Origin of the sequence: Ancylobacter defluvii, from assembly GCF_018390605.1 — a bacterium.
Taxonomy (GTDB): domain Bacteria; phylum Pseudomonadota; class Alphaproteobacteria; order Rhizobiales; family Xanthobacteraceae; genus Ancylobacter; species Ancylobacter defluvii.
Map to the genome: position 1 here is coordinate 270,723 of NZ_JAHBGD010000002.1, position 22,955 is coordinate 293,677.

The window sequence follows — 22,955 nt, forward strand, 5'->3', positions numbered from 1 at the left end:
CCCGCTCGGAGTCCCTGCCCCGCCGGCGCGAACGCCGGGCGGAAAGCGGGACTCTCGGTTGAACGGCCGGGACCAGCCCCTAGCGGGCGGGCACCAGCCGGCGCACAGCCTCGGCGACGCTGGGGAGCGTCGCGACGCGCAAGGCGCCGAGCGGCAGGCTTACAATTGAATCCATTCTGAACACGGTACCGGCGTGGTCAACACCCGGCGTGCCCACCGGGATGAAGACATCCGGCGGCGTGGCGAATTCGGTATCCGGATGGCCGATGACGATCACCGGTCCGTCGAATTCCGGCGGCGGCTCCGGCCGGAACGCCGACACCCAGACCAGCAGGTCGGCATCGCCCAGCGCCGCCTCGGTGGCGTAGAGCGCCGGGTCGTGCTCGGAGCCATCGCCGCGGATCGCCGTGCGCAGCGGATAGCCGAGCCGCCACAGCAGCAGCTGGTTGATCCCGATGATGTTGTCACGGCCGCCCAGCGGGAACACCCCCGCCCGCGTCGTCGCGTTCAGCGCGTCGATGAGCCGCGTCGCCCGCTCCGCCACCAGGTCGGCCCGCTCGAGCGACGCGGCGTTCCAGGTCGCCACCGCATAGGCCGCGCCTTTCAGCGCCGCCGCCGCTTCCGCCAGCGCCTCCGCCGCCACCCCGCCGAAGGAGGAGCCGCGCGGCGGCGGGCCGGCCACCAGCTGCGCCAGCGCCGACAGCGCTGCGACCGGATCCCCGTCCGCGTCCCCCGCCGCCAGTTCCGTCACCCGGGCCGCGCCGAGCTGCCGGCGGGCCTGCGCCCCGAGGGCGCCGCCGAGGACGATCACGTGGCGGGAGGCCGCGAACAGCGCCTGCCCCGGCAGGGCCCGCTCGAAGAAGCGGCCGAAAGCCGCCGTGGGATCCTCGCCGATCACCAGCAGCACGTCGCAGCGGTTGCGGACCTCCGCCAGTGTCGTCGACAGCCAGCCGGTGCGCTGCGCCGCCGCATAGTTGGCAAACAATCCACCGGATGCCGCGTGATCCAGCACCCCGCCGGTACGGGCGGCGAGGTCGAGAATGGCGCGACCACCCTCGACATCGGCACCGAGTCCGGCGAACACCGGCGCCCGCGCCGATCCGAGGAGGATTCTGGCCTGATCGTACACCTCACCGGACGCCGGACCGATGCCGGCGCCGGTATCCAGGCGCCGCAAAAGACGCGCCGCTTCCGGGCATACCGAAGCCGTCGGCCGCACGTCGCGTCCCGTCACCTCGACCACCAGGTCGTCGCAGCCGAGCCCGCAAAAGCCGCAGACCACGTCGTTCACAACAAGCGGAGCACCCGCGCTGATTTCACCGTTCATCGCTGCGCTCAATCATGCTTGATGTAAGCAAAACGGAGATCGCCCTCCGGCGTTCCCGCCAGGGCGCTCCCCTCTTCCGAACCCGGACGCCAGGAGAGGAATTCCTCAATCTTCCTAGCCAGTTGGAAGTCACGTTCGGTCACGCCCTTGGCGTCATGGCTCATCAGCCGCACCTCCACCCAGGCATAGGAGGCGGTGAGGTCCGGATGATGCCACGCCGCCTCGGCAAGGTGGCCGACGGCATTGATCACCATCAGCGTGCCCTTCCAGCTCGAAGTGCGATAGGTCCGCCGGATCCATCCGTTCTCCAGCCGCCACTTGGGCAGCTCGATCTTCAGACGCTCCTCTATCTCCTTGTCGGAGAATGTCTTTTTAGGATCGACCGCCATCGCGTCTCGTCCTCCCGGTCTTCCGGTCCGTTCTGTCGCGAACCGATTTTCCGATTCGGTACCATGCCGGAGGCCGTCGCCGCAAACCTTCTTCCACTCAGTTCCGCTTGTCGGCGAAAGCCGGCTGGTTTTACCATGGCTGTGAGGAAACGCTCGTGAACGGCACAACGCTCAGCTTCGAGGCGGCACACGAGACCGGTCGGAATACAGCGGTGCGCGTCACCGCGCCGACCCGTCTGCGCCTTGGATTCGTCGCCGTCGCGGGAAGGCTGGACCGGCGGTTCGGCATCACACCCGAACGGCCTGCGCTCCCGGCCGGCCTCAAGCCCCGCACCTGCGGACCGGATGCCGCTCGGGCGCAGGTGACGGTCGAAAATGCCGCACGTCGGCTCAGCCCGTGCCGTCGGGCGCCGTTCGACAAGAAAACCTGCGGCATTTCGGCAAAGCCGCTGGAGAAATGCAGAGAATTCTTGGCGAGCACTAGGCAGCTATACACGGTCGCCGCTATAGGAAACGTCGGCTCGCCAAGCTGGTGCCATGTCTCGCCGATACCGGAATTGCCGGCGTCGGCCTGGGCTCCTGGGACCCCACCGGCTTTGCCTTCATCGGCACGCCGGAAGCGGCCGAGAGACTGACGACCGAGGCTCGCGCGGCACCGCGCGTCGCCTCCTTTGGCCTTCGACTGCTTGCGCGGCAGCAATGCCGGGGCGCGGATCGAACGGCTTGCCTGCGACGAGCAGCGCTGAGCGGCGGATTGGCAGAAGCCCGCGTCGCTATTCCTCTCTCCCGATCAGAGGCCGCAACGGCCCGATTCTACCTAGGAGAATGAAACGCCATGGCGGACATAGCGCCGATTCTTCACATCGTCTCGCCGCTCCGGCACGTCAGCCCCTTCGACGTGAACATGGCCGTCGATGCCGGTTATACGACCATCCTGCCCTATTCCGGGGTGAAGCTGGAGGAGATCGTCGATCTGACGCAGGACATGATGTTCTCGCGTCCGCCGGATCATGCCTCCCGCACCGGCCTGTTCATCGGCGGCAAGGACGCCAGCCTCGCGCTCGACATGGCCAAGGAAGTCCGCTCGGCGCTGTTCCCGCCGTTCCAGATCTCCGTCTTCGTCGATCCGGCCGGCTCCTTCACCACCGCGGCGGCGATGATCGCCGAGGTCGAGCGCAAGCTGCGCGGGCGGCGGTCGGGCGGCCTCAAGGGAGCCAAGGTGCAGGTCTACGGCGCCACCGGCGTCGTGGGTGGCATCGCCGCGGTCATCGCCGCCCAGGCGGGCGCCGAGGTGACGCTCGTCAGCCATCGCGACATCGATACCGTCCGCTTGAAGGCGGCGGATTTCAAGGTCCGCTTCAACGTCGATCTCCTGAGCGCCGTGGCGCGGGACGACAGCGAGAAGCTGAAGCTGCTCCCCGAGGCGGAGGTGGTGCTCGCCTGCGGCAAGGCCGGCGTGCAGATCCTCACCGCCGATCATCTCGCCGAGGCGCATGGGCTGCTGGTGGCGGCCGATGTCAACGCCGTGCCGCCCTCGGGCATCGCCGGCATCGACGCGCTCGACGATGGCAAGCCGATCGGCGGCGGCGCGCTCGGCATCGGCGCTCTTGCCATCGGTCACCTGAAATACCGCGTGCAGCATGAGTTGCTGAAGCGGATGCGCGCGACCGACACGGCACTGACCATTGGATTTGAAGATGCCTTCGAGCTCGCCCGGTCGCTCGCCATCTAGCGATTGGACATTGCCGCCTCGCTGGGCCAGCAGGCGGACACACAAATAAACGAGCCGAAGCGTCGCCTAAGAGGGAGAGAAACATGAGCGAGCGCCGCCCAAGCGTAGCTGCGCTATCCGCGCCCCTGGTCGAGGCGCTTGTCGCCGATGCCGAGATATTGAGGCTGGGCGTAAGTCGCAGCCCCTGCGGCGCCCGCATCATCGACGGCGGCATTGCCGCACGCGGTGGCATCGAGGCAGGCCGGCGGATCGCCGAAATCTGCCTCGGCGGCCTCGGGCGTGTCGGCATCGCCACCAGCGGGAGGTTCCCGCGCTGGGGCACCATGATCACGGTGACCACCCTGGATCCCGTTACCGCCTGCCTCGGCAGCCAATATGCCGGCTGGAGCCTCGCGGAAGGCGATTTCTTCGCCCTCGGCTCCGGCCCCGGCCGCGCATTGTGGGCCCGGGAGAAACTCTATGAGGAGCTCGGCTACCGCGACAGCGCCGACCACGCCGCGCTGGTGCTGGAGGTCGACCGGACTCCGCCCGACAGCCTCGTCGCCCGTATCGCGGAGGAGTGCGGCATCTCCGCCGATCGGCTCACCCTCATCCTGACGCCAACCTCCAGCCTCGCCGGCACGGTGCAGATCGTCGCACGGGTACTGGAAGTCGCGCTTCACAAGACCCATGCGCTGCATTTTCCGTTGGACCGGGTGGTGGACGGCATCGGCTCCTCGCCACTGCCGCCACCCGCACCCGACTTCGTCGCCGCCATGGGCCGCACCAACGACGCCACGCTTTATGGCGGCGATGTGCAGCTCTTCGTGACGGGGCCGGAGAACGAGGCGCGCGACCTCGCCGAAGGCCTGCCCTCCTCTTCCTCGCGTGACCACGGACGCACCTTCGCCGAGATCTTCACCGCCTATAAGGGCGATTTCTACGCCATGGACCCGATGCTGTTCTCGCCGGCCCGCGTCACCGTCACCGCGCTGGAAACCGGCCGAAGCTTCACCTTCGGCGCCTTCCACGACGAGATACTGGAGCGCTCCTTCGCATGAGGTGGGACGTGCCGGACGTAGCGCGGGACATCGTACGGGACCTGGTGGTCGTCTTCACCGAAGATGCCGACTGGCACACCCGCACGCTGCGCCGCGCGCTGGAGCGCGAAGGCCTGCGGGTGCTGGTGCTCTCGCTCAATGACTGCGGCTTCGCCATCGGCGAGACACCGCACGGGCTGTTGCTGCCCGGTCTTGACGGAAGACTGCCGGCTGCCGCCTTCGTGCGGGTAATCGCCAAGGGCACGACCGAGCAGATCACCATGCGGCTCGGGGTGCTGCACGCGCTGCGCGAGCTCGGCGTCAAGGTGATGAACGACGCCCGCGCCATAGAGCGCTGCGTCGACAAGAGCATGACCAGCTTCCTCATCGCCAGGGCCGGGTTGCCGACGCCGCGCACTTTCGTGCGGGAAGACCCGGCGGCGATGCAGGCGCTGATCGATTCGGCGCCGGGCGATACGGTGCTGAAGCCACTTTTCGGCGCCCAGGGCAAGGGGCTGCGCCGCCTCGGCCCGCGCGAGCTCCTCCCCGACGCGGCCAAGGTCGGCGGCGTCTATTACCTGCAGGAGTTCGTCGAGGGGCTGCAACATGACGGCCTTTATCAGGATTGGCGGGTCTTCGTCGTCGGCAGCCGCGCGGTGGCCGCGATGGTGCGCCGCTCGGAACGGTGGATCACCAACATTCATCAGGGGGCCGACGGCGAACCGGCTTCGCTCGAGGGGCCGGCGGCCGAGATGGCCGTCGCGGCGACCGCCGCGGTCGGCGCCGATTACGCCGGTGTCGACCTCATCCAGGAGGCGGACGGAGTCTTCACCGTGCTGGAGGTCAATTCCATGCCGGCCTGGAAAGGCCTGCAGAAGACCACCGATACCAACGTCGCCGCCGCGATGGCCTGCCATCTCGTCGACTGCCTGCAACCCGCGCCGGCGGCCTGAAGGCCCGCGAACGGCCATCGCGCCGCCGGATGCGGGAGCCGGTCGGCGAAGCGAGTTAATGATGCGCGAAGGCGGCCGGACCTAGCCGCCAGCCGGGATCAGGGCCGAAGACGGCGCAATCGGTCTCGGCAGGAATTCCGAGCCGCGGTTGGCGAGAAATTCGTTCAATGCGGCGGCCGGCGGCGTCAGCCGCTTGGCCGAGCGTTTGACGACGAACCACTGCCGCACCACCGGCATGCCTTCCACATCCAGCACCGCGAGACGCCCGTCGGCCACCTCCGCCGCGATGGTATGGGCGGAGATGAAGGAAAGTCCGAGCCCCGCCATCACCGCCTGCTTGATGGTCTCGTTCGACCCGATTTCCATGCCGATTCGCGGCTCTACCCCCGCATCCTGGAAGTAGCGCTCCATCAGGGTGCGCGTACCCGAGCCCGGCTCACGAACCAGGAAGGTCAGGCCCGCGAGCCGGTCCGGAGTGATTCTGCGTCCGAGCAGCGGGTGATCGGTGGGGGCGATCATGACATGCGGATGCGGGCCGAGCAGCGTCTTGTCGACCTCGATGTCGAGCGGCGGCCGCCCCATGATCGCGACGTCGATGACGTCGCCCCTGAGCGCGGCGATGATCTCCTCCCGGTTGCCGACCACCAGCGCCACGTCGATGCCAGGGTGGGAGCGGGCGAAGACGCCGAGCGCATTCGGCGCGAAATATTTGGCGGTCGAGACAATGCCGACGCAGACGCGGCCGGCGTCCAGCCCCTTCATCGCATCGAGCGACGCGCCGCAATCAGCCAATGCCCGCTCTATGCGCGCCACGGCGGCAAGCACCTCGCGGCCGGCATCGCTCGGCTGGAAACGCTCGCCGGCACGATCGAGCAGCGGCAGGCCGAGCTGCTCCTCCAGCAATTGGACCTGCATCGTGACCGCCGGTGGAGTGACGTTGAGCTGGCGCGCCGCGGCGGTGACGGTGCCGGTATCGATCACCGCCGCCAAAGCCCGCAGCTGCTTCAGCGTGATATTTCGCATGATGTATTCCAGCATTCAGAAGTACTAAACACACAAGAAAGAATATTCGAATTTCCTTACGCTGAAAAGTCGGGCAAGGTAGCCTCAATAAAAGGCGTCCGCCGCTTCGGGTCCCCCCTCGAAGGTCATACGGAAACGACACGCCAAAAAGGTCCGAAGACCAATCGAGCACTGGGGAAACGCCGTGACACACGAGACATTGCAGGACCACCTTGAGAGGTGGGCCGAGACCGATTCCCTGCGTCAGGGAGTCGCTGCCACCGTGCTTGCCCTGGCAGGCGCAGGCATCGCCATATCCGAACTCATCGCTGCCGGGCCGCTCGCCGGCGCCATGGCCGCCGTGCGCGGCTATCACGAGGACGGCGACAGCCAGAAGGAGCTCGACGTCCTCGCCGACCAGCTGGTGATGGACGCCCTGCGCACGGCGCCGGTCGCGGTGCTGGGCTCGGAGGAGTTGCCGGAGCCGGTGGAGCTCGACCCGCGCGGCACGCTCGCTGTCGCGGTCGATCCGCTCGACGGCTCGTCCAACATCGACATCAACATCTCGGTCGGCACGATCTTCTCGATCCTGCCCTTCACCGGCCCCAACGCGCTGCTGCAGCCGGGATCCCGCCAGCTCGCCGCCGGCTTCCTGGTCTACGGGCCGCAGGTGGCGCTGGTGCTCACGCTCGGCGCCGGCACCCACATCTTCATTCTCGACCCGACCTCCTATCGCTTCGTGAAAGTGCAGGATCCGGTCTTGCGCAATCCCGTGTTCCTCAAGGTGCGCGACAGCATCGTCGTCCCGCCGGAGACGACGGAATACGCCATCAACGGGTCCAACGCCCGCCACTGGGACAATGCGATCCGCTACTATGTCGAGGATTGCCAGGCCGGCACCGAAGGCCCGCGCGGCAAGGATTTCAACACGCGCTGGACGGCCTCCATGGTCGCCGAGGCGTACCGCATCCTCACCCGCGGCGGCGTCTATCTCTATCCGGGCGATGCCCGCAAGGGATACGCGAATGGGCGCCTCCGGCTGGTCTACGAGGCCAATCCGATCGCCTTCCTGATGGAGCAGGCACGCGGCGGCGCCACCGACGGACGGCGGCGCATCCTCGACATCATTCCCTCCGAGCTGCATCAGCGCATCCCGCTGGTGTTCGGCTCGCGGGCGGAAGTCGATCGCATCGCCCGCTACCACTGCGACCCCAGCCAGCTTCCCGAACGCTCGCCGCTCTTCGGACGGCGCGGCCTTCTGCGGGCGTGAGGAGTACGGCATGTCGATGCATCATCCCATCATCTCCGTCACCGGCTCTTCGGGCGCGGGCACGACCTCCGTGCGGCGCATCTTCGAGCAGATCTTCCGGCGGGAAGAGGTCGAGGCCGCCTATATCGAGGGCGACGCCTTCCACCGCTACGACCGCGCCGAGATGAAGCGCGTCATGGGCGAAGAAGCCTCGCGCGGTAATCACCACTACAGCCATTTCGGGCCGGATTCGAACCTGTTCGAGGAGCTGGAGGAGACCTTCCGCAGCTATTCGCACACCGGCACCGGCAAGACCCGCCACTATGTGCACGACGCCAAGGAAGCGGAGGAATTCGGCGGCCCGCCCGGCACCTTCACCGCCTGGGAAGACATTCCCCGACCGACCGACCTTCTCTTCTATGAGGGCCTGCATGGCGCGGTCGTCAGCGGCAATATCGACGTCGCCCGCTATGCCGATCTCAAGATCGGCGTGGTGCCAGTGATCAACCTGGAGTGGATCCAGAAGATCCACCGCGATCGCTCGCATCGTGGCTATTCGACGGAGGCGGTGACCGACACCATTCTGCGGCGCATGCCGGACTACGTGAACTATATCTGCCCGCAGTTCACTTACACCGACATCAACTTCCAGCGCGTGCCGACGGTCGACACCTCGAACCCGTTCATCGCCCGCTGGATCCCCACGGCCGACGAATCGATCGTCGTCATCCGCTTCAAGAGCCCGCGCGGCATCGACTTCCCCTACCTGCTCTCGATGATCCAGGGCAGTTGGATGAGCCGCGCCAACTCCATCGTGATCCCGGGCGGCAAGCTCGACATCGCGATGCAGCTGATCCTGACACCGATGATCCTCAACCTCGTCGACAAGAAGCGGCGCGCCGCGTGACCCCGGAGGATACCATGCTGACCAAGACCACCGTTCCGGTCCTGTGCCCGCAGGAAGGGGCAACCGAGATCCCCTACGCCGACATGGCAAATGCGCTGCGTGCGCTCACCATGGACGCCGTCGAAAAGGCGAAGTCCGGCCATCCCGGCATGCCGATGGGCATGGCCGATGCGGCGACCGTACTCTTCACCCGGTTCATGAAGATCGATCCGATGCGGCCGCATTGGCCGGATCGCGACCGCTTCGTGCTCTCGGCCGGCCATGGCTCGATGCTGCTCTATTCGATCAACCATCTGCTCGGCTATGCCGACATGGACATCGAGGCGATCAAGCGGTTCCGCCAGTTCGGCTCGACCACCGCCGGCCATCCCGAATACGGCCACACGCTCGGCGTCGAGACCACGACCGGCCCGCTCGGGCAGGGCCTCACCACCGCCGTCGGCATGGCGTTGGCCGAACGCATGATGAATGCCCGTTTCGGCGATGACCTGGTCGATCACTACACCTATGTGATCGCCGGCGACGGCTGCCTGATGGAAGGCATCTCCCATGAGGCCATCGACCTCGCCGGGCATCTGAAACTCGGCAAGCTGATCCTGCTGTGGGACGATAATGGCATCTCGATCGACGGCTCGACCTCGCTGTCGACCTCGACCGACCAGTTGGCGCGCTTCGAGGCGGCGGGCTGGGACGTGTTCCGCGTCGACGGCCACTCCCATCACGCGCTGATCGACGCCATCGCCAAGGCGCGCAACTCGAAGCGGCCCTCGCTCATCGCCTGCCGCACCACCATCGGCTACGGCGCCCCGAACAAGGCCGGCACCGAGGCGGTGCACGGCGCGCCGCTCGGCGCCGCCGAAATCGAAGGCGCCCGCGACCGGCTCGGCTGGCCGCATGCTCCCTTCGAAATCCCGGCAGGCATCCGCTCCGCCTGGGAACAAATCGCCGACCGCGGCCGCGAGGCGCGCGAGGCGTGGGACGACCGGCTGCGGGCGTCCGAGAAGGCGCAGGCGTTCGAGACCGCCATCGCCGGCCAGCTGCCGGCCGATTTCGAGGAGAAGCTGCTCACCTATAAGCGCGGCCTTTCCGAAAGCGCGCCGAATGTGGCGAGCCGCAAGGCGTCCGAAATGGCGCTGGCGGTGATCAACGAGGCCACCGAGCTGACGGTGGGCGGCTCGGCCGACCTTACCCACTCCAACCTCACCCTCACCAAGGGGCTCGCCTCCGTCGCTCCCTGCAAATATGCCGGCCGCTATATTCACTACGGCATCCGTGAGCACGCGATGAGCGCGGTGATGAACGGGATCGCACTGCATAAGGGCTTCATTCCCTATGGCGGCACCTTCCTGGTCTTCGCCGACTATGCCCGCGGCGGCATAAGGCTCTCCGCCCTGATGGGCCAGCGCGTCATCTATGTGCTGACCCACGACTCGATCGGCCTCGGCGAGGACGGCCCGACGCACCAGCCGATCGAACATCTCGCCATGCTGCGGGCAACGCCGAATTTGCAGGTGTTCCGGCCGGCCGACGCGGTGGAAACGCTGGAAGCCTGGCAGATCGCGCTTGCCTCGGAGGGCACCCCGACGGTTCTCGCTCTCTCGCGCCAGAACCTGCCGACCTTCCGCACCGAGCACACCGACGACAATCTGAGCGCACGCGGCGCCTATGTCGTGCGCAAGCCGCAAAAGTGGCGGGACGTCACGCTGCTGGCCACCGGCTCGGAGCTCGACATCGCCTTCAAGGCGGCCGAGCTGCTCGCCGCCAAGGGTGTCGACGCCGCCATCGTGTCGATGCCGTGCTGGGAGCTGTTCGAGAAGCAGAGCGAGGACTACCGGCGCCAGGTTCTCGGCACGGCACCGCGCGTCGCCATCGAGGCCGCCGCCCGGCTCGGCTGGGACCGTTGGATCGGCGACCGCGGCCGCTTCGTCGGCATGGAGGGCTTCGGCGCCTCCGCCCCCGCCCCGGCCCTCTACGAGCATTTCGGCATTACGCCCGAGGGGGTGGTTGCCGCCGCCTGTGACCTCCTGACCTGCGCCTGAGGAGACGGAAAATGGCCCGCATCACCCTTCGCCAGCTTCTCGACCACGCAGCCGAGCATGGTTACGGCGTGCCCGCCTTCAACATCAACAACATGGAGCAGGGCATCGCCATCATGGAGGCGGCACAGGCCGTCGATGCCCCCGTCATCATGCAGGCGAGCCGCGGTGCCCGCTCCTATGCCGGCGACATCATGCTCTCGCGCATGATCGACGCGCTGACCGAGATGTACCCCTCGATCCCGCTCTGCATGCATCAGGATCACGGAAACAACGAGGCGACCTGCCTCTCTGCGATCCAGCACGGCTTCACCTCGGTGATGATGGACGGTTCGTTGAAGGAGGACGCCAAGACACCGGCGGACTACGACTACAACGTCGCCATCACCCGCCGCGTCGTCGATGCGGCGCATTGGGTCGGCGCCTCGGTGGAAGGCGAACTCGGCGTGCTCGGCTCTCTGGAGCATGGCGCCGGCGAGCAGGAGGACGGCCACGGCGCGGAAGGTGCGCTGTCGCACGACCAGCTGCTGACCGATCCCGACCAGGCGGTGGATTTCGTCGCCCGCACCAAGGTGGACGCTCTGGCCATCGCCATGGGCACCTCGCACGGCGCCTACAAATTCTCGCGCAAGCCGGACGGCGACATCCTCGCCATGAACGTGATCGAAGAGATCCACCGCCGCCTGCCGAGCATCCATCTGGTGATGCACGGCTCTTCTTCGGTACCGCAGGAGCTGCAAGACCTGTTCAACGCTTCCGGTGGCGAGATGCCCCAGACCTGGGGGGTGCCGGTGGAGGAAATCGTTCGCGGCATCCGCCACGGCGTGCGCAAGGTGAACATCGACACCGACTGCCGCCTCGCCATGACCGCCCAGTTCCGCAAAGTCGCCCAGGCCAACAAGTCGGAGTTCGACCCGCGGAAATTCCTTAAACCGGCAATGGACGCCATGCGCGACCTGTGCCGGGAACGTTTCGAGCAGTTCGGCACCGCCGGGCACGCTTCGAAAATCAAGGTCCTGCCGCTCGCGGCAATGGCCAAGCGCTATGCCAGCGGCTCCCTCGATCCGGTGATCGGCGGCGCACGAGTGGCGGCGGAGTGAACCACCCCTCTACGGAGGGAACGGCAACAACGAACGAATGACGAAGTGACCCCAGGCGCCAGCACCGCTGCGCGTCCACGGGAGAGCCATGGGAGTAGCCCGATGACCACGCTCGAAACCACCAAGCCCGCCGAGAAGAAGCGCGACCGTTACAGCGCCGGCGTCATGGAATACCGTAAGATGGGCTACTGGCAGCCCGATTACGAGCCGAAGGACACCGATGTCATCGCCCTGTTCCGGGTGACACCCCAGGACGGCGTCGACCCGATCGAGGCCTCGGCGGCGGTCGCCGGCGAAAGCTCCACCGCCACCTGGACGGTGGTGTGGACCGACCGTCTCACCGCCTGCGACAAGTACCGGGCGAAGTGCTACCGGGTCGATCCGGTGCCGAACACCCCCGGCTCCTGGTTCGCCTACATCGCCTACGATCTCGACCTGTTCGAGAACGGCTCGATCGCCAACCTCTCGGCCTCGATCATCGGCAATGTGTTCGGCTTCAAGCCGCTCAAGGCCCTGCGCCTCGAGGACATGCGCCTGCCGGTGGCCTATGTGAAGACCTTCGACGGCCCGGCGACCGGCATCGTCGTCGAACGCGAGCGCCTCGACAAGTTCGGCCGCCCGCTGCTCGGCGCCACCGTGAAGCCGAAGCTCGGCCTCTCCGGCCGCAACTATGGCCGCGTGGTCTATGAGGCGCTCAAGGGCGGCCTCGACTTCACCAAGGACGACGAGAACATCAACTCGCAGCCCTTCATGCACTGGCGTGACCGCTTCCTCTACTGCATGGAGGCGGTGAACAAGGCGCAGGCCTCCACCGGCGAGATAAAGGGCACCTATCTCAACATCACCGCCGGCACCATGGAGGAGATGTACGAACGCGCCGAATTCGCCAAGCAGCTCGGCTCGACCATCGTCATGATCGACCTGATCATCGGCTACACCGCGATCCAGTCCATGGCGAAGTGGGCGCGGCGCAACGACATGATCCTGCATCTGCACCGCGCCGGCCACTCGACCTACACGCGGCAGAAGAGCCACGGCGTGTCGTTCCGCGTCATCACCAAGTGGATGCGCCTCGCCGGCGTCGACCACATCCACGCCGGCACCGTGGTGGGCAAGCTGGAGGGCGACCCCCACACCACCAAGGGCTATTACGACCTGTGCCGTGAGGATTTCGTGCCGCAGAACCTGGCGCACGGCATCTTCTTCGACCAGGACTGGGCCTCGACCCGCAAGCTGATGCCGGTGGCCTCCGGCGGCATCCATGCCGGCCAGATGCACCAGCTGATCGACCTGCTCGGCGAAGACGTCGTGCTGCAGTTCGGTGGCGGTACCATCGGTCACCCGATGGGCATCCAGGCCGGTGCCATCGCCAACCGCGTCGCGCTGGAAGCGATGATCCTCGCCCGCAACGAGGGCCGCGACATCGTCAACGAAGGCCCAGAAATCCTGAAGACCGCCTCCCGCCACTGTCTGCCGCTGAAGCAGGCGCTGGATACCTGGAAGGACGTCACCTTCAACTACACCTCCACCGATACCCCGGACTTCGTCCCGCAGGTCACCGCGGCCGAGTGACGACAACACGAGACAGCAGGAGACCACCATGCGACTGACCCAGGGAGCCTTCTCCTTCCTGCCCGATCTGACCGACGAGCAGATCGCCAAGCAGGTCCAGTACTGCATCGACAAGGGCTGGGCGGTGAACATCGAGTTCACCGACGACCCCCACCCCCGCAACACCTATTGGGAGATGTGGGGCATGCCGATGTTCGATGTGAGGGACGCCGCCGGCGTTCTGTTCGAGCTGAACGAATGCCGCAAGGCGCATGCCGGCCACAACTACATCCGCGTCAGCGCCTTCGACTCGACCCATACGTGGGAATCCCTCCGGCTGTCCTTCATCACGGACCGGCCGGCCGAGGAACCCGGCTTCGCGCTGGAGCGCCAGGAAGTGGATGGCCGCGCCATCCGCTACACCACCCGCTCCTATGCCGCCCTGCGCCCCGAGGGCACTCGTTACTGAAGACGACCTCCGGTTGTCTTCATGACCAACTGGTTCGCTGATTGATCCGTTCCTCCCACGGCAGCGAACCGACCGGTCCGGGATCCCGCGCTCCCGGGCCGGTCTCTTTTTCTTCCGTCGCGGGCCCGCCGCCGATCCGGCGCAGCGTCGGGCGGCACTGGCCTTCGGCCCCTGAGACGCGGTTGCCCCGTCCGGACCAAGCGGAACGGAGAAATGTCCATGGATGCCCTGATCGACGACGTTAAGACGACCAACGCGAACGAGGCCGTGGATCTTGCGGCAGAGTTCAACAATTCCGGCCTCGCCGAGGTGTTCGACGAGCTCGACCGCGACCTCATCGGCCTCGTGCCGGTGAAGCAGCGCCTGCGCGAGATCGCCGCGCTGCTGCTGGTGGATCGCGCCCGCGCCCGCTTCGGGCTCAACGCGGTAAGCCCGACGCTGCATATGAGCTTCACCGGCAACCCGGGAACCGGCAAGACCACCGTCGCCCTGCGCATGGCGGAAATCCTCCACCGGCTCGGCTATGTCCGCAAAGGCCATCTCGTCACCGTCACCCGCGACGATCTGGTCGGCCAATACATCGGCCACACCGCGCCGAAGACCAAGGAAATCCTCAAGCGCGCCATGGGCGGCGTGCTGTTCATCGATGAGGCCTATTACCTCTACCGTCCCGAGAACGAGCGCGACTACGGCCAGGAGGCCATCGAGATCCTGCTGCAGGTGATGGAAAACCAGCGCGACGACCTCGTCGTCATCCTCGCCGGCTATGCCGACCGCATGGAGCGCTTCTTCATGGCCAATCCGGGCTTCCGCTCGCGCGTCGCCCACCACATCGACTTTCCCGACTATTCGCATGGAGAGCTCTTTGCGATCGGCGACCGAATTCTCGCCGGTATGAGCTACAAGCTCGCTCCCGAGGCCAGCGAGGCCTTCGCCCGCTATATCGAGCTTCGGGCAGCACAACCTCATTTCGCCAATGGCCGCTCGGTGCGCAATGCGCTCGATCGTGCCCGGCTGCGCCAGGCCAATCGCCTGTTCGCCGCCGGCAAGCCGGTCACTGCCAAGGATCTCGTGACCATCGAGGCCGGCGACATCCTGGCAAGCCGTGTCTTTTCCGGCGGCATCGACAGCTATCCGCCGCTCAAGACCTGAACGCCCGCTCCGGCGGACGCGTCGGCGCGAAGCTGCTTCACCCTTCAAAACCTCCCTGCCTTCTTCATGGCGGGGGACGAGGAAATCGCCATGACGTCTCCGCTGATCGCCCCCTCCATGCTCGCCAGCGACTTCTCCCGCCTTGGCGAGGAAGTGCGCGATGTCGTCTCGGCCGGCGCCGACTGGATCCACCTCGACGTGATGGACGGTCATTTCGTGCCCAACATCACCTTCGGGCCCGACGTCATCAAGGCGATGCGCCCGCACACCGACAAGCCATTCGACGTGCATCTGATGATCGCGCCGGTCGAGCCCTATCTCGAAGCCTTCGCCAAAGCCGGCGCCGATATCATCACCGTCCAGGCAGAGGCGACCGACCATCTCGACCGCTGCCTCCAGGTGATCCGCTCGCTGGGCAAGAAGGCCGGCGTCGCGCTCAACCCGGCGACGCCGGAGAGCGTGGTGCAGTACATCCTCGACAAGGTCGACCTCATTCTGCCGATGACGGTCAATCCCGGATTCGGCGGTCAGGCCTTCATCGCCGACGTGCTGCCGAAGGTGAAAAGGCTGCGCGCGATGATCGGCGACCGCCCGATCCATCTGGAGATCGACGGCGGCGTCAATCCCGAGACCGGCGCCCGCTGCGTCGCGGCCGGTGCCGATGTGCTGGTGGCCGGCTCCGCGGTGTTCAAGGGTGGGATCGAGGGCTACCGCGCCAACATCGCTGCCATCCGCTCGGCCGGCGAACAGGCCCGCGCGAAGGCGGCGTGAAGGCGATGCGCGCCGAGGCGATCATCTTCGATGTCGATGGGACGCTGGCGGAGACGGAGGAGATCCATCGGCTGGCCTTCAACGAAACCTTCACCCACTTCGGCCTCGACTGGTATTGGAACCGCCCGCTCTATCGCCAGTTGCTCGACATCACCGGCGGCAAGGAGCGTATCCGCGCCTTCGTCGCAAACCACCGGGCACCCGACGGCCCCCGCGCCCTCGAGCAGGTAGCCGAGATGCATGCGGCGAAGACGGAGATCTACACGCAGCTCGTTGCGGAAGGCGCCGCGCGCCTACGGCCCGGCGTGCTCCGGCTCATCACCGAGGCAAAAGACAAGGGCGTGCGCCTCGCCATCGCCACCACGACCAGCCTCCCCAATGTGGAAGCGCTGCTGCAAGCCGCATTCGGGATGCCGTCGTCGAGCATTTTCGAGGTGATCGGCGCCGGCGACATCGTAGCGGCGAAAAAGCCGGCGCCGGACATTTACCGGCACGTGCTGGACGAACTGCGCATGCCGACCTTTGCCTGCATCGCCATCGAAGATTCGCGCAACGGGCTCGATTCCGCGCGGGCCGCGGGTCTGCCGACATTGGTGACCCCCAGCATCTATACCAGCCATCAGTCCTTTCCTGGCGCGTTGGCGGTGGTACCGGACCTCGATACGCCGCCGGTTTCGCTGGATACCATCGCCAAATGGCGCGCCGCCGACGCCGGCTGGTAGGCGTCGAAAAGGGTAGTCAGGCCGGCCAGAAGTCTCCAGCGTCGTCCCAAAGGATATGCGTACGGACAGCCGTCGATAATCTCGCCGTGCGGCGGAAGCCCGGTTGCCTAAAGCAGATCGGCCAGAAACTGGAGCAGCAACGCATCATAACGTTCCGGCGCATCCCAAAAGGGGGCGTGGCCGGCCTTCTCCAGCCGAAAGCATCGACCTTTCCAGAGATGGCCATAGGGCACCGTATCGAAGTAATCCAGATTGACCACGGCATCATCGGCGCCATTCACGATGGCCGTCGGAATGCCGGTATGAGTGAGAACCTGGCGCTGATTCCTTCCTGCACCTTCCCGCATGCGGGCGAACAGTTCGGCGCGAAACCGCGCATCGGTGCGGCGCGCGGCGGCATACAGGGTCGAAGCCTCGGGGCCGTCGAACATGCTGTCCACGAAGGTTTGGACATCCACGGGTGCAAAACGGTCCTGTTTCAGGAGGATGGCAAAAGGCGGCCGCCGGAACCCCACCGCGATATCCTGGCCGACCGGTGGCGCGCCGCTGAGAAACAGCCCAACCACCCGCTCATCGCCGGGAAGCATCTCGATGGCCACATGGCCACCCAGCGACCAGCCGGCAAGCACGACCCTGTCGATCCCGAGCTTGTCCAATAGCTCGCTGGTGGTATCCGCAAGCCCGGGGCGGGAATACGTCCGCGACGGCTCCAGCGCGTCGCCGGAATCGCCATGGCCCGGCAGATCGAAGGCAATGAGGCGGTGATGTTCGGCCAGCGGGCCTTCCAATTGCTTGCGAAACACCGACCGGCAAAGGGAGTTGCCGTGAATGAACAGGATTGGGATGCCGGGTCCGGGCCTCTCCTCGACGGCGATCCTGCCATGGGAGATGGCGACGTCATGGCAAAGGCGAGGCGTCATTATCGGTCATCCTCTCCGGTCAGCGCCCGGCAGAATGGGACCGTCGCGCACGGATCTAAGGGAAACGGGTCGATCGCTGGCAGCTCTAACGACACCGGAGCAGGTTCCTTTCCTGATGCCGCTCCCGGATGGCTTCGACAGTGAAATCGCCGGTCGGAAGCACCCGGCCCGGTGGGATCGCCGGCGGTTGATCGGATCGTCTGGCCGGGATGGCCTGCGCCCGAAGACAGGAAGATGGTGCCACCAATCTTCCCGGCCTGTTTCCATGGAGCGCCGCCGGATGACAATTGCAGCGACCTTGTTACGGGGTGACCCGAGCCCGTGACGGCTCGCCCCGTTTCCTCATGGTCTTGCAGCGACACATCCGGGATACATGGCGGCGGTTTCATCCGCCCCGAGGAGCGGCAGAGGTCTGCGACAGCACCGCGGACGCTTCAATGACAACCGTAAGCCGAATGGCACAGCTGACATGCGCGCAACATCGTCCGGCCGCCAAAAATGCGACGACGGAGCGAGATGCAGCTTCATCGTTCTAGGAGTGCCGTGGACTATGCGGGCATCGAGGGATGAACGCCGGGGGAGCAGGAGGAAAAGTGCCCTGCGACGGCACAGCCGTGCCTTCGGAATCCGACATGCGCTGTTAATGTTGATCGTCAGCGGCGCGCTTTCCACATCGATATCCGCCGATACCGCGGCCCCCTTGGTGTCGGGCAATCGCGAGCCTTTCGCGCCGATCCTCGTGCCGGCCAATCTAGATCCGGCCCGGGTTGCCCTTGGCGCCGCGCTGTTCGCCGACCCGATCCTGTCCAGCAAGAACAAGCTTTCCTGCGCCAGCTGCCACGTTCTTTCGGCCGGCGGGACTACCAATATGAAACGCACCATAGGTTATGAGGGGCGTATCCATCGGTTCAACGCCCCAACCATCTTCAATGTCGGCAATAATTACCGGCTCGGCTGGAGGGGCGATTTCACCTCGCTGGTGGATCAGAACGAAAGGGTGCTGCTCGACGACAACCTCATGGCGGCCCGCTGGCCCTTGGTCCTCGGTCGTCTGGAGGCGAGCGAGAAATATTCGCTGATGTTCGCTCAGGCCTATGGCCATCCTCCGGACCGGCCGACGGTGCTCGATGCGCTCGCCACGTTTCAGCGGTCGCTGGTGACGCCGAACTCAGCCTTCGACCGCTATCTCAAAGGCGACCGCAGCGCCTTGGGCGGCGAGGCGTTAAGGGGATACCGGCTGTTTCGCGACTATGGATGCGCCTCCTGTCACCAAGGCACTAATCTCGGCGGCAATCTGTTCCAGAGGTTCGGCATCTACGTCCCGCTGCCCCTGACTGATCCCGATAATGACGGCGATCTCGGACGCTTCACCCTGACCGGCAGGGAACAGGACAAGGGCGTGTTCCGGGTACCGGGCCTGCGCAACGTCGCGGTCACCGGCCCCTATCTCCACGACGGCCGGGTCGCGACGCTGCCGGAGGCGGTCGCCATCATGGGCGAGAGCCAGCTCGGGCGGCGTCTCAACCCGACCGACGTCCAGTCCCTCGTCGCCTTCCTCGAATCACTGACCGGCGAGTACAATGGCAAAAAACTCCAGGCCCTTCCCGATACGGACCACGATTGAGCCGTGGCGAGCCGGGCTGCTTCTCGCCGGCGCCATCATCTTCGCCCTGCTCGCCATCGGCCGCATGCCGTCGCGCGAACTGCACGAAGCTATCCTGACATCACTGCGGGCGATCGATATCGATCACGCTTCTTTGCAACGCGATGTGCTGCAGGCCCGTGCCGGGCTGCTGCTCAATTACGACCCCCTGGTCGACTCGGTCCAGCGGCTGGGGGCTTCCGTTACTAGGTTGCGAATGCTGTTCGGCGATGCCGGGCTAGGTGCTACGGCGAGGCTTGACCGCAAGCTCGCGACGCTCGCCGACAGCATCGATGCCGATGAAGCGCTGGTCGAGCAGTTCAAAACCGGCAATGCGCTGTTGCAAAACTCACTCGCCATCTCGCTCCAGACGCTCGGCACGCTCGACGAGGATTCCAACCGGCCGGTGCGGGAGGCCCTTGCGGTCGCCAACGACCTCGGGCTGCTGCTGGTACGGTTCACCACCCAGCCCAGTCCACAGCTGGATCAATCGATCCGCGAGCGGCTGCGAACGCTCGAAGCATCGTTGCCGGACAACGCCGGTGAGGCCAGGTCGTTCGCCGCTCATATAAGAACGTTATTGTCGGCACTTCCCGAGGTCGATCGGACGATCGAGGCCATCCAGCTGTCGCGGACCTCCCTGGAAGCCCAAGCACTACAGCAGGATTATCTTGAGGCCTTCGGCGAAGTCAGCGTGCAAGCGGCCTGGAGTCGCGCCCTGCTCGGCTCGGTTTCGGTGCTGCTCTGGGGCTATATCGCCGTCCTTATCTACCGGCTGCGCAGACAGACGCATCGTCTGCGCCGACAATTGGAGTTCGAGAACATCGTGACCGAAGTAGCCCGCCGCTTTGGCGAGGGCTGCGACGACGTCTCGACGGCACTCGACCAATCGGCTGGCCTGTTCGCCGACTTCTTCGACGCCCGCTGCTATGCCTTCGCCATTGTGAACAGCGCCGATTTCGAGGTGGAACGCGCTTATGGCGATGCGGAGGAGGCGCTTGTCCAGTCGATCGCGCGACAGTTCGGTCCGCGTTTCACCACATCTACGGAAGGCAATGCCACGGACTATCTGGGCTTTCGGCAAGACAGCCTGGACAACACAGGCGGAGGCATATTCGGCCGCCTAGCCACCCGCGATGGCGGCGTCGTCCTGGGAAGGATCGATGAGCGGTCGATCGGGCTGTTCTTCGTCAAACGCCGCAAGCCGAGTTCCCGAGCCAACGATCATGAATACCGGCTATACGCGCATGCTGCTCTGGTCCTGTCGCAGCACCTCACCGCCTATCGCGCATGTGAGGAAAAAAGGACACTTGAAGCACGCCTCGATCATGCCCAGCGCCTTGAAGCTGTTGGCACGCTGGCCGGAGGTATCGCCCATGAATTCAATAACGCGCTGGCCGCCATCCTTGGCTACGCTGAAATGGCACTGCAGCTGAGGCGCGGTCCAATGCCGGTCCGGCAATATCTTCAGGAGATCGTGACGAGTGCCAAGCGCGCGAAGTATGTGACCGACCAAATCCTGACTTTCGGCCGCAAGCGCGAGCGGGCCGCCAAACCTTTCGACCTTGGCGAGGCGGTCGAAGATATCCTGCCGCTGCTGAAGATGTCGGTGCTCGAGCGCATCCGCATCGACGTTTGCATCCAGAACGGGCTGCCGGCCGTGCTCGGCAATCCGATCGAGATCCAGCAGGTGGTGATGAACCTCTGCACCAATGCCGCCCATGCCTGCCTCGATGAGGGAGCCGTCCACATCGACGTAAGAGCCGTCGAGCAGCGCAAGCGCGCGCAGTTGTCCCACGGGAACTTGCCGATCGGTTCCTACGTCGTTCTCAGCCTCAGCGACCGCGGAAGCGGGATTGCCGAAAGCGTGTTGCCGCACATCTTCGAACCCTTCTTCACCACAAGGGCCGGCAGCGGCGGCACCGGCCTCGGCCTCGCCGCCGTGCACGGCATCGTCACGGAAATGTCGGGGCATATCCATGTTGAGAGCCGCCCCAGCCACGGCACGCGCTTTGATCTCCACTTTCCCGTCGTTCAGCAGGCGGCGGTGCCGCTCCGGCACTTCTTCGACGAGCGGGCGGTGCCGCTCGGCAGCGGGCAGACCGTGCTAGTGGCCCAGCGCGACGCTGCGCTTCGCCTGATGTATGAAGAAAAGATCGCGGCACTGGGCTACGAGCCCGTAGGGTTTTCAAGCTTTGCGAGCCTGAAGCACTGGCTGGCGCGTGACTCCCGCACGCCGGATCTGATCCTGCTCGATCTCGACATCTGGGACACAGCTCCGAACCTTGCCGGAATCGTGGAGAGCCTGAAGCCGATTCCCATTCTCCTGCTGGCTGACGCCATGCGAATGATGACGGAGCGGCAAGTTCCCGATCACCTGACCTTGCTGCGGAAGCCGGTCAGCTCAATGCGCCTCGCCTCGGCGATGTCCGCCCGCATCATGTCGATAGATCCGGCCTCCAGGATCGAGACTCTGGCGTAATCACGCTTCGCATCTGCTGAACAAGCGGAAACTGCTGAAACACCGCGGCGCACGGCCATACCGAGAGCCGATGCGGCCCCCGGATGGCAACATCACCTTCGCCGCGACGATGGCCAGCCCCTCCGTCTCAGCCCACATGCGGAACGGCAGAGCCGGCCATCGGACGTCTCACAGGAACGGCGTGTTCGAGGGAAGGCCAAACATCAGCCGGCCGGTCGCCTCCAAGGTAGTGGTCGCGGACAATCCCGCATGCAGCGTGGCGACCCGCAGATCGTGCCAGCACCGGTTCATCGGATCGGCGACGCGGGCGAAACCACCGCCCGAGGCGTCGGCCAGCAGGCTGGCAGCCTGCCAGGTCAATTGGGCGCAGAAGCTGGCATCGCGCCAGATGCGTCCGCGCTGCTCGCGGGTGAGGTGATAGCCGCATGCGGCAGCGGTCTCGATCTCGTCGATGGACCGGCGGATGATGGTCTCGGCAGCATCGATCTTGACCGAGGCCTCCGCGGCTTGAAGATGGGTAACCGCCTGCTTGCTCCGATCTGTGTGAAAGGTCAGCGCCATCGGCCGTCCCACCGCACGAGCGAGAAACAATCTGAGCGCCTCCCTGGCGATGGCGAGGCATGGAAAAGCCAGCTTCACAGCCAACATCGGCAAGATCGGCAGATTGTAATGTGTCCTGTCGCTCAGATGGCTGGACGCGTAATCATCGGCCAGCACCTTGCTGAACATGGCCAGACGCCGCTCGGGGACGAACAGATCCCGGGCCGCCACGCTGACGCTTCCGGTGCCACGCAAGCCGATCGTGTCCCAATCGTCGAGCAAAGTAAGCTCGCGAGCAGGCACAAGGGCGGCGGCGATATCCGTCACATTTCCCTGGTCGTCCATGACGGGTACGCACAGGACATCCCATCCGGCGTGGTGAATGCCGCTGTTGAACGCCCAACGCGCCTCCTCGATGACAAGGCCCTCCGCGACGCGCCGGGTCCGCGCTTGGGAGGGGGACATCACCGAGGCCGTGCGGAAGTTGCCGCCATCCGCGAAGACCTCCTCACCCACTTCCCGAGAATAAAGCGCAGCCGCCATCCAGATCCCTCCGGAGAGAATCCCGTGCGTCCAGGCGACCGAACCATCGGCGGCACCAAGCTCGAGAGTGAGGTCCAGCAGCGTCGAGAGGGAGACCTCATCGCCACCGAACATCTGCGGGACTGACAGCTTGAACAGCCCGGCCTTGTCCAATTCGTCGACCGTCAACGTCGGCAGTCGGCGCAATTCACGTGCCTCCGACGCCTGCGCACGAAGAAAGGGCGCCAGCCTCCTGGCGGCAGCGAGCAACTGCTCGTCGCGTTCCGTGGAAGAGCCCGTATTGATCGCATCCATCATGCACCTCGGTTTCTGAGCGCGCGGGGCTGTCCTCGCGCCGTCTCGTCGCGATCAAAGCTGGGCGCGATGCAATGCGGCTCGGTTACCGTTTCGCCACGCCGGCTTACGATCGCAACGATCGGCATGCCGGATGCCATCGTCCGCCCCCCGGT

At 65.7% G+C, this 22,955-nt stretch carries 19 protein-coding genes; 14 read left to right on the plus strand and 5 right to left on the minus strand.

Annotated elements, in window-relative coordinates; translation table 11 throughout:
- Window positions 1–79: 79 nt before the first annotated feature.
- Window positions 80–1,327: a molybdopterin-binding domain-containing protein gene (locus KHC24_RS01265; protein ID WP_213358620.1), complete on the minus strand. Its 1,248-nt coding sequence runs from the start codon at window positions 1,325–1,327 to the stop codon at window positions 80–82.
- An 8-nt stretch (window positions 1,328–1,335) separates the two neighbouring features.
- Window positions 1,336–1,716, minus strand: coding sequence for a 4a-hydroxytetrahydrobiopterin dehydratase (locus KHC24_RS01270; protein WP_213358621.1), 381 nt, complete (start codon window positions 1,714–1,716; stop codon window positions 1,336–1,338).
- Between the two features lie 835 nt (window positions 1,717–2,551).
- Between KHC24_RS01270 and KHC24_RS01275 the strand changes: the two genes are divergently transcribed.
- The 3 genes from KHC24_RS01275 (at window position 2,552) to KHC24_RS01285 (ending at window position 5,420) form a co-directional block, all read left to right on the plus strand.
- Window positions 2,552–3,448, plus strand: a complete 897-nt coding sequence (locus KHC24_RS01275) for an NAD(P)-dependent methylenetetrahydromethanopterin dehydrogenase (RefSeq protein ID WP_213358622.1) — start codon at window positions 2,552–2,554, stop codon at window positions 3,446–3,448.
- An 83-nt stretch (window positions 3,449–3,531) separates the two neighbouring features.
- On the plus strand, window positions 3,532–4,488 hold the full coding sequence (mch, locus tag KHC24_RS01280) for a methenyltetrahydromethanopterin cyclohydrolase (protein WP_213358623.1): 957 nt from the start codon (window positions 3,532–3,534) through the stop codon (window positions 4,486–4,488).
- On the plus strand, window positions 4,485–5,420 hold the full coding sequence (locus KHC24_RS01285; protein WP_213358624.1) for a RimK family alpha-L-glutamate ligase: 936 nt from the start codon (window positions 4,485–4,487) through the stop codon (window positions 5,418–5,420). Before mch ends, KHC24_RS01285 begins: the two co-directional genes overlap by 4 nt.
- A gap of 81 nt (window positions 5,421–5,501) precedes the next feature.
- Here the strand turns inward: KHC24_RS01285 and KHC24_RS01290 are convergent, their stop codons facing one another.
- Window positions 5,502–6,443, minus strand: a complete 942-nt coding sequence (locus KHC24_RS01290) for a LysR family transcriptional regulator (RefSeq protein ID WP_213358625.1) — start codon at window positions 6,441–6,443, stop codon at window positions 5,502–5,504.
- A 184-nt stretch (window positions 6,444–6,627) separates the two neighbouring features.
- Between KHC24_RS01290 and KHC24_RS01295 the strand changes: the two genes are divergently transcribed.
- The 9 genes from KHC24_RS01295 to KHC24_RS01335 all read left to right on the plus strand — a co-directional run bounded on the left by KHC24_RS01295 (window position 6,628) and on the right by KHC24_RS01335 (window position 16,379).
- The gene (locus KHC24_RS01295; protein WP_213358626.1) at window positions 6,628–7,692 is read left to right on the plus strand and encodes a class 1 fructose-bisphosphatase; all 1,065 of its coding nucleotides are present in this window, start codon (window positions 6,628–6,630) and stop codon (window positions 7,690–7,692) included.
- 10 nt (window positions 7,693–7,702) lie between these two features.
- Window positions 7,703–8,578, plus strand: a complete 876-nt coding sequence (locus KHC24_RS01300) for a phosphoribulokinase (RefSeq protein ID WP_213358627.1) — start codon at window positions 7,703–7,705, stop codon at window positions 8,576–8,578.
- A gap of 83 nt (window positions 8,579–8,661) precedes the next feature.
- Window positions 8,662–10,617 (plus strand): transketolase, encoded by a 1,956-nt coding sequence (tkt, locus tag KHC24_RS01305; protein WP_213358867.1) that lies wholly within the window; start codon window positions 8,662–8,664, stop codon window positions 10,615–10,617.
- 11 nt (window positions 10,618–10,628) lie between these two features.
- The gene (gene fba / locus KHC24_RS01310; RefSeq protein ID WP_213358628.1) at window positions 10,629–11,714 is read left to right on the plus strand and encodes a class II fructose-bisphosphate aldolase; all 1,086 of its coding nucleotides are present in this window, start codon (window positions 10,629–10,631) and stop codon (window positions 11,712–11,714) included.
- A 102-nt stretch (window positions 11,715–11,816) separates the two neighbouring features.
- Window positions 11,817–13,286, plus strand: a complete 1,470-nt coding sequence (locus tag KHC24_RS01315) for a form I ribulose bisphosphate carboxylase large subunit (protein WP_213358629.1) — start codon at window positions 11,817–11,819, stop codon at window positions 13,284–13,286.
- A 28-nt stretch (window positions 13,287–13,314) separates the two neighbouring features.
- Window positions 13,315–13,734 carry a ribulose bisphosphate carboxylase small subunit gene (locus KHC24_RS01320; protein WP_213358630.1) on the plus strand — a complete coding sequence of 140 codons (420 nt, stop codon included), beginning with the start codon at window positions 13,315–13,317 and terminating at the stop codon, window positions 13,732–13,734.
- 219 nt (window positions 13,735–13,953) lie between these two features.
- A complete protein-coding gene (cbbX, locus tag KHC24_RS01325; RefSeq protein ID WP_213358632.1) occupies window positions 13,954–14,886 on the plus strand; it encodes a CbbX protein in 933 nt (310 codons plus the stop codon).
- Window positions 14,887–14,976: 90 nt separating this feature from the next.
- Entirely contained in the window at window positions 14,977–15,657 is a 681-nt protein-coding gene (rpe, locus tag KHC24_RS01330; protein ID WP_213358635.1) for a ribulose-phosphate 3-epimerase, read from the plus strand.
- Window positions 15,658–15,662: 5 nt separating this feature from the next.
- Window positions 15,663–16,379, plus strand: coding sequence for an HAD family hydrolase (locus KHC24_RS01335; RefSeq protein ID WP_213358637.1), 717 nt, complete (start codon window positions 15,663–15,665; stop codon window positions 16,377–16,379).
- A 107-nt stretch (window positions 16,380–16,486) separates the two neighbouring features.
- Here KHC24_RS01335 and KHC24_RS01340 read toward each other — a convergent pair whose 3' ends face one another.
- Window positions 16,487–17,299 (minus strand): alpha/beta fold hydrolase, encoded by an 813-nt coding sequence (locus KHC24_RS01340; RefSeq protein WP_213358639.1) that lies wholly within the window; start codon window positions 17,297–17,299, stop codon window positions 16,487–16,489.
- A 643-nt stretch (window positions 17,300–17,942) separates the two neighbouring features.
- On the opposite strand from KHC24_RS01340, the gene KHC24_RS01345 reads away from it, so the two are divergent.
- Together KHC24_RS01345 and KHC24_RS01350 are read left to right on the plus strand one after the other, a co-directional pair.
- A complete protein-coding gene (locus KHC24_RS01345) occupies window positions 17,943–18,923 on the plus strand; it encodes a cytochrome-c peroxidase (protein ID WP_246545979.1) in 981 nt (326 codons plus the stop codon).
- The gene (locus tag KHC24_RS01350; RefSeq protein ID WP_213358643.1) at window positions 18,880–21,423 is read left to right on the plus strand and encodes a two-component system VirA-like sensor kinase; all 2,544 of its coding nucleotides are present in this window, start codon (window positions 18,880–18,882) and stop codon (window positions 21,421–21,423) included. The genes KHC24_RS01345 and KHC24_RS01350 overlap by 44 nt, the downstream gene beginning before the upstream one ends.
- A 168-nt stretch (window positions 21,424–21,591) precedes the next feature.
- Here KHC24_RS01350 and KHC24_RS01355 read toward each other — a convergent pair whose 3' ends face one another.
- Window positions 21,592–22,803 (minus strand): acyl-CoA dehydrogenase family protein, encoded by a 1,212-nt coding sequence (locus tag KHC24_RS01355; protein ID WP_213358645.1) that lies wholly within the window; start codon window positions 22,801–22,803, stop codon window positions 21,592–21,594.
- Window positions 22,804–22,955: the final 152 nt, after the last annotated feature.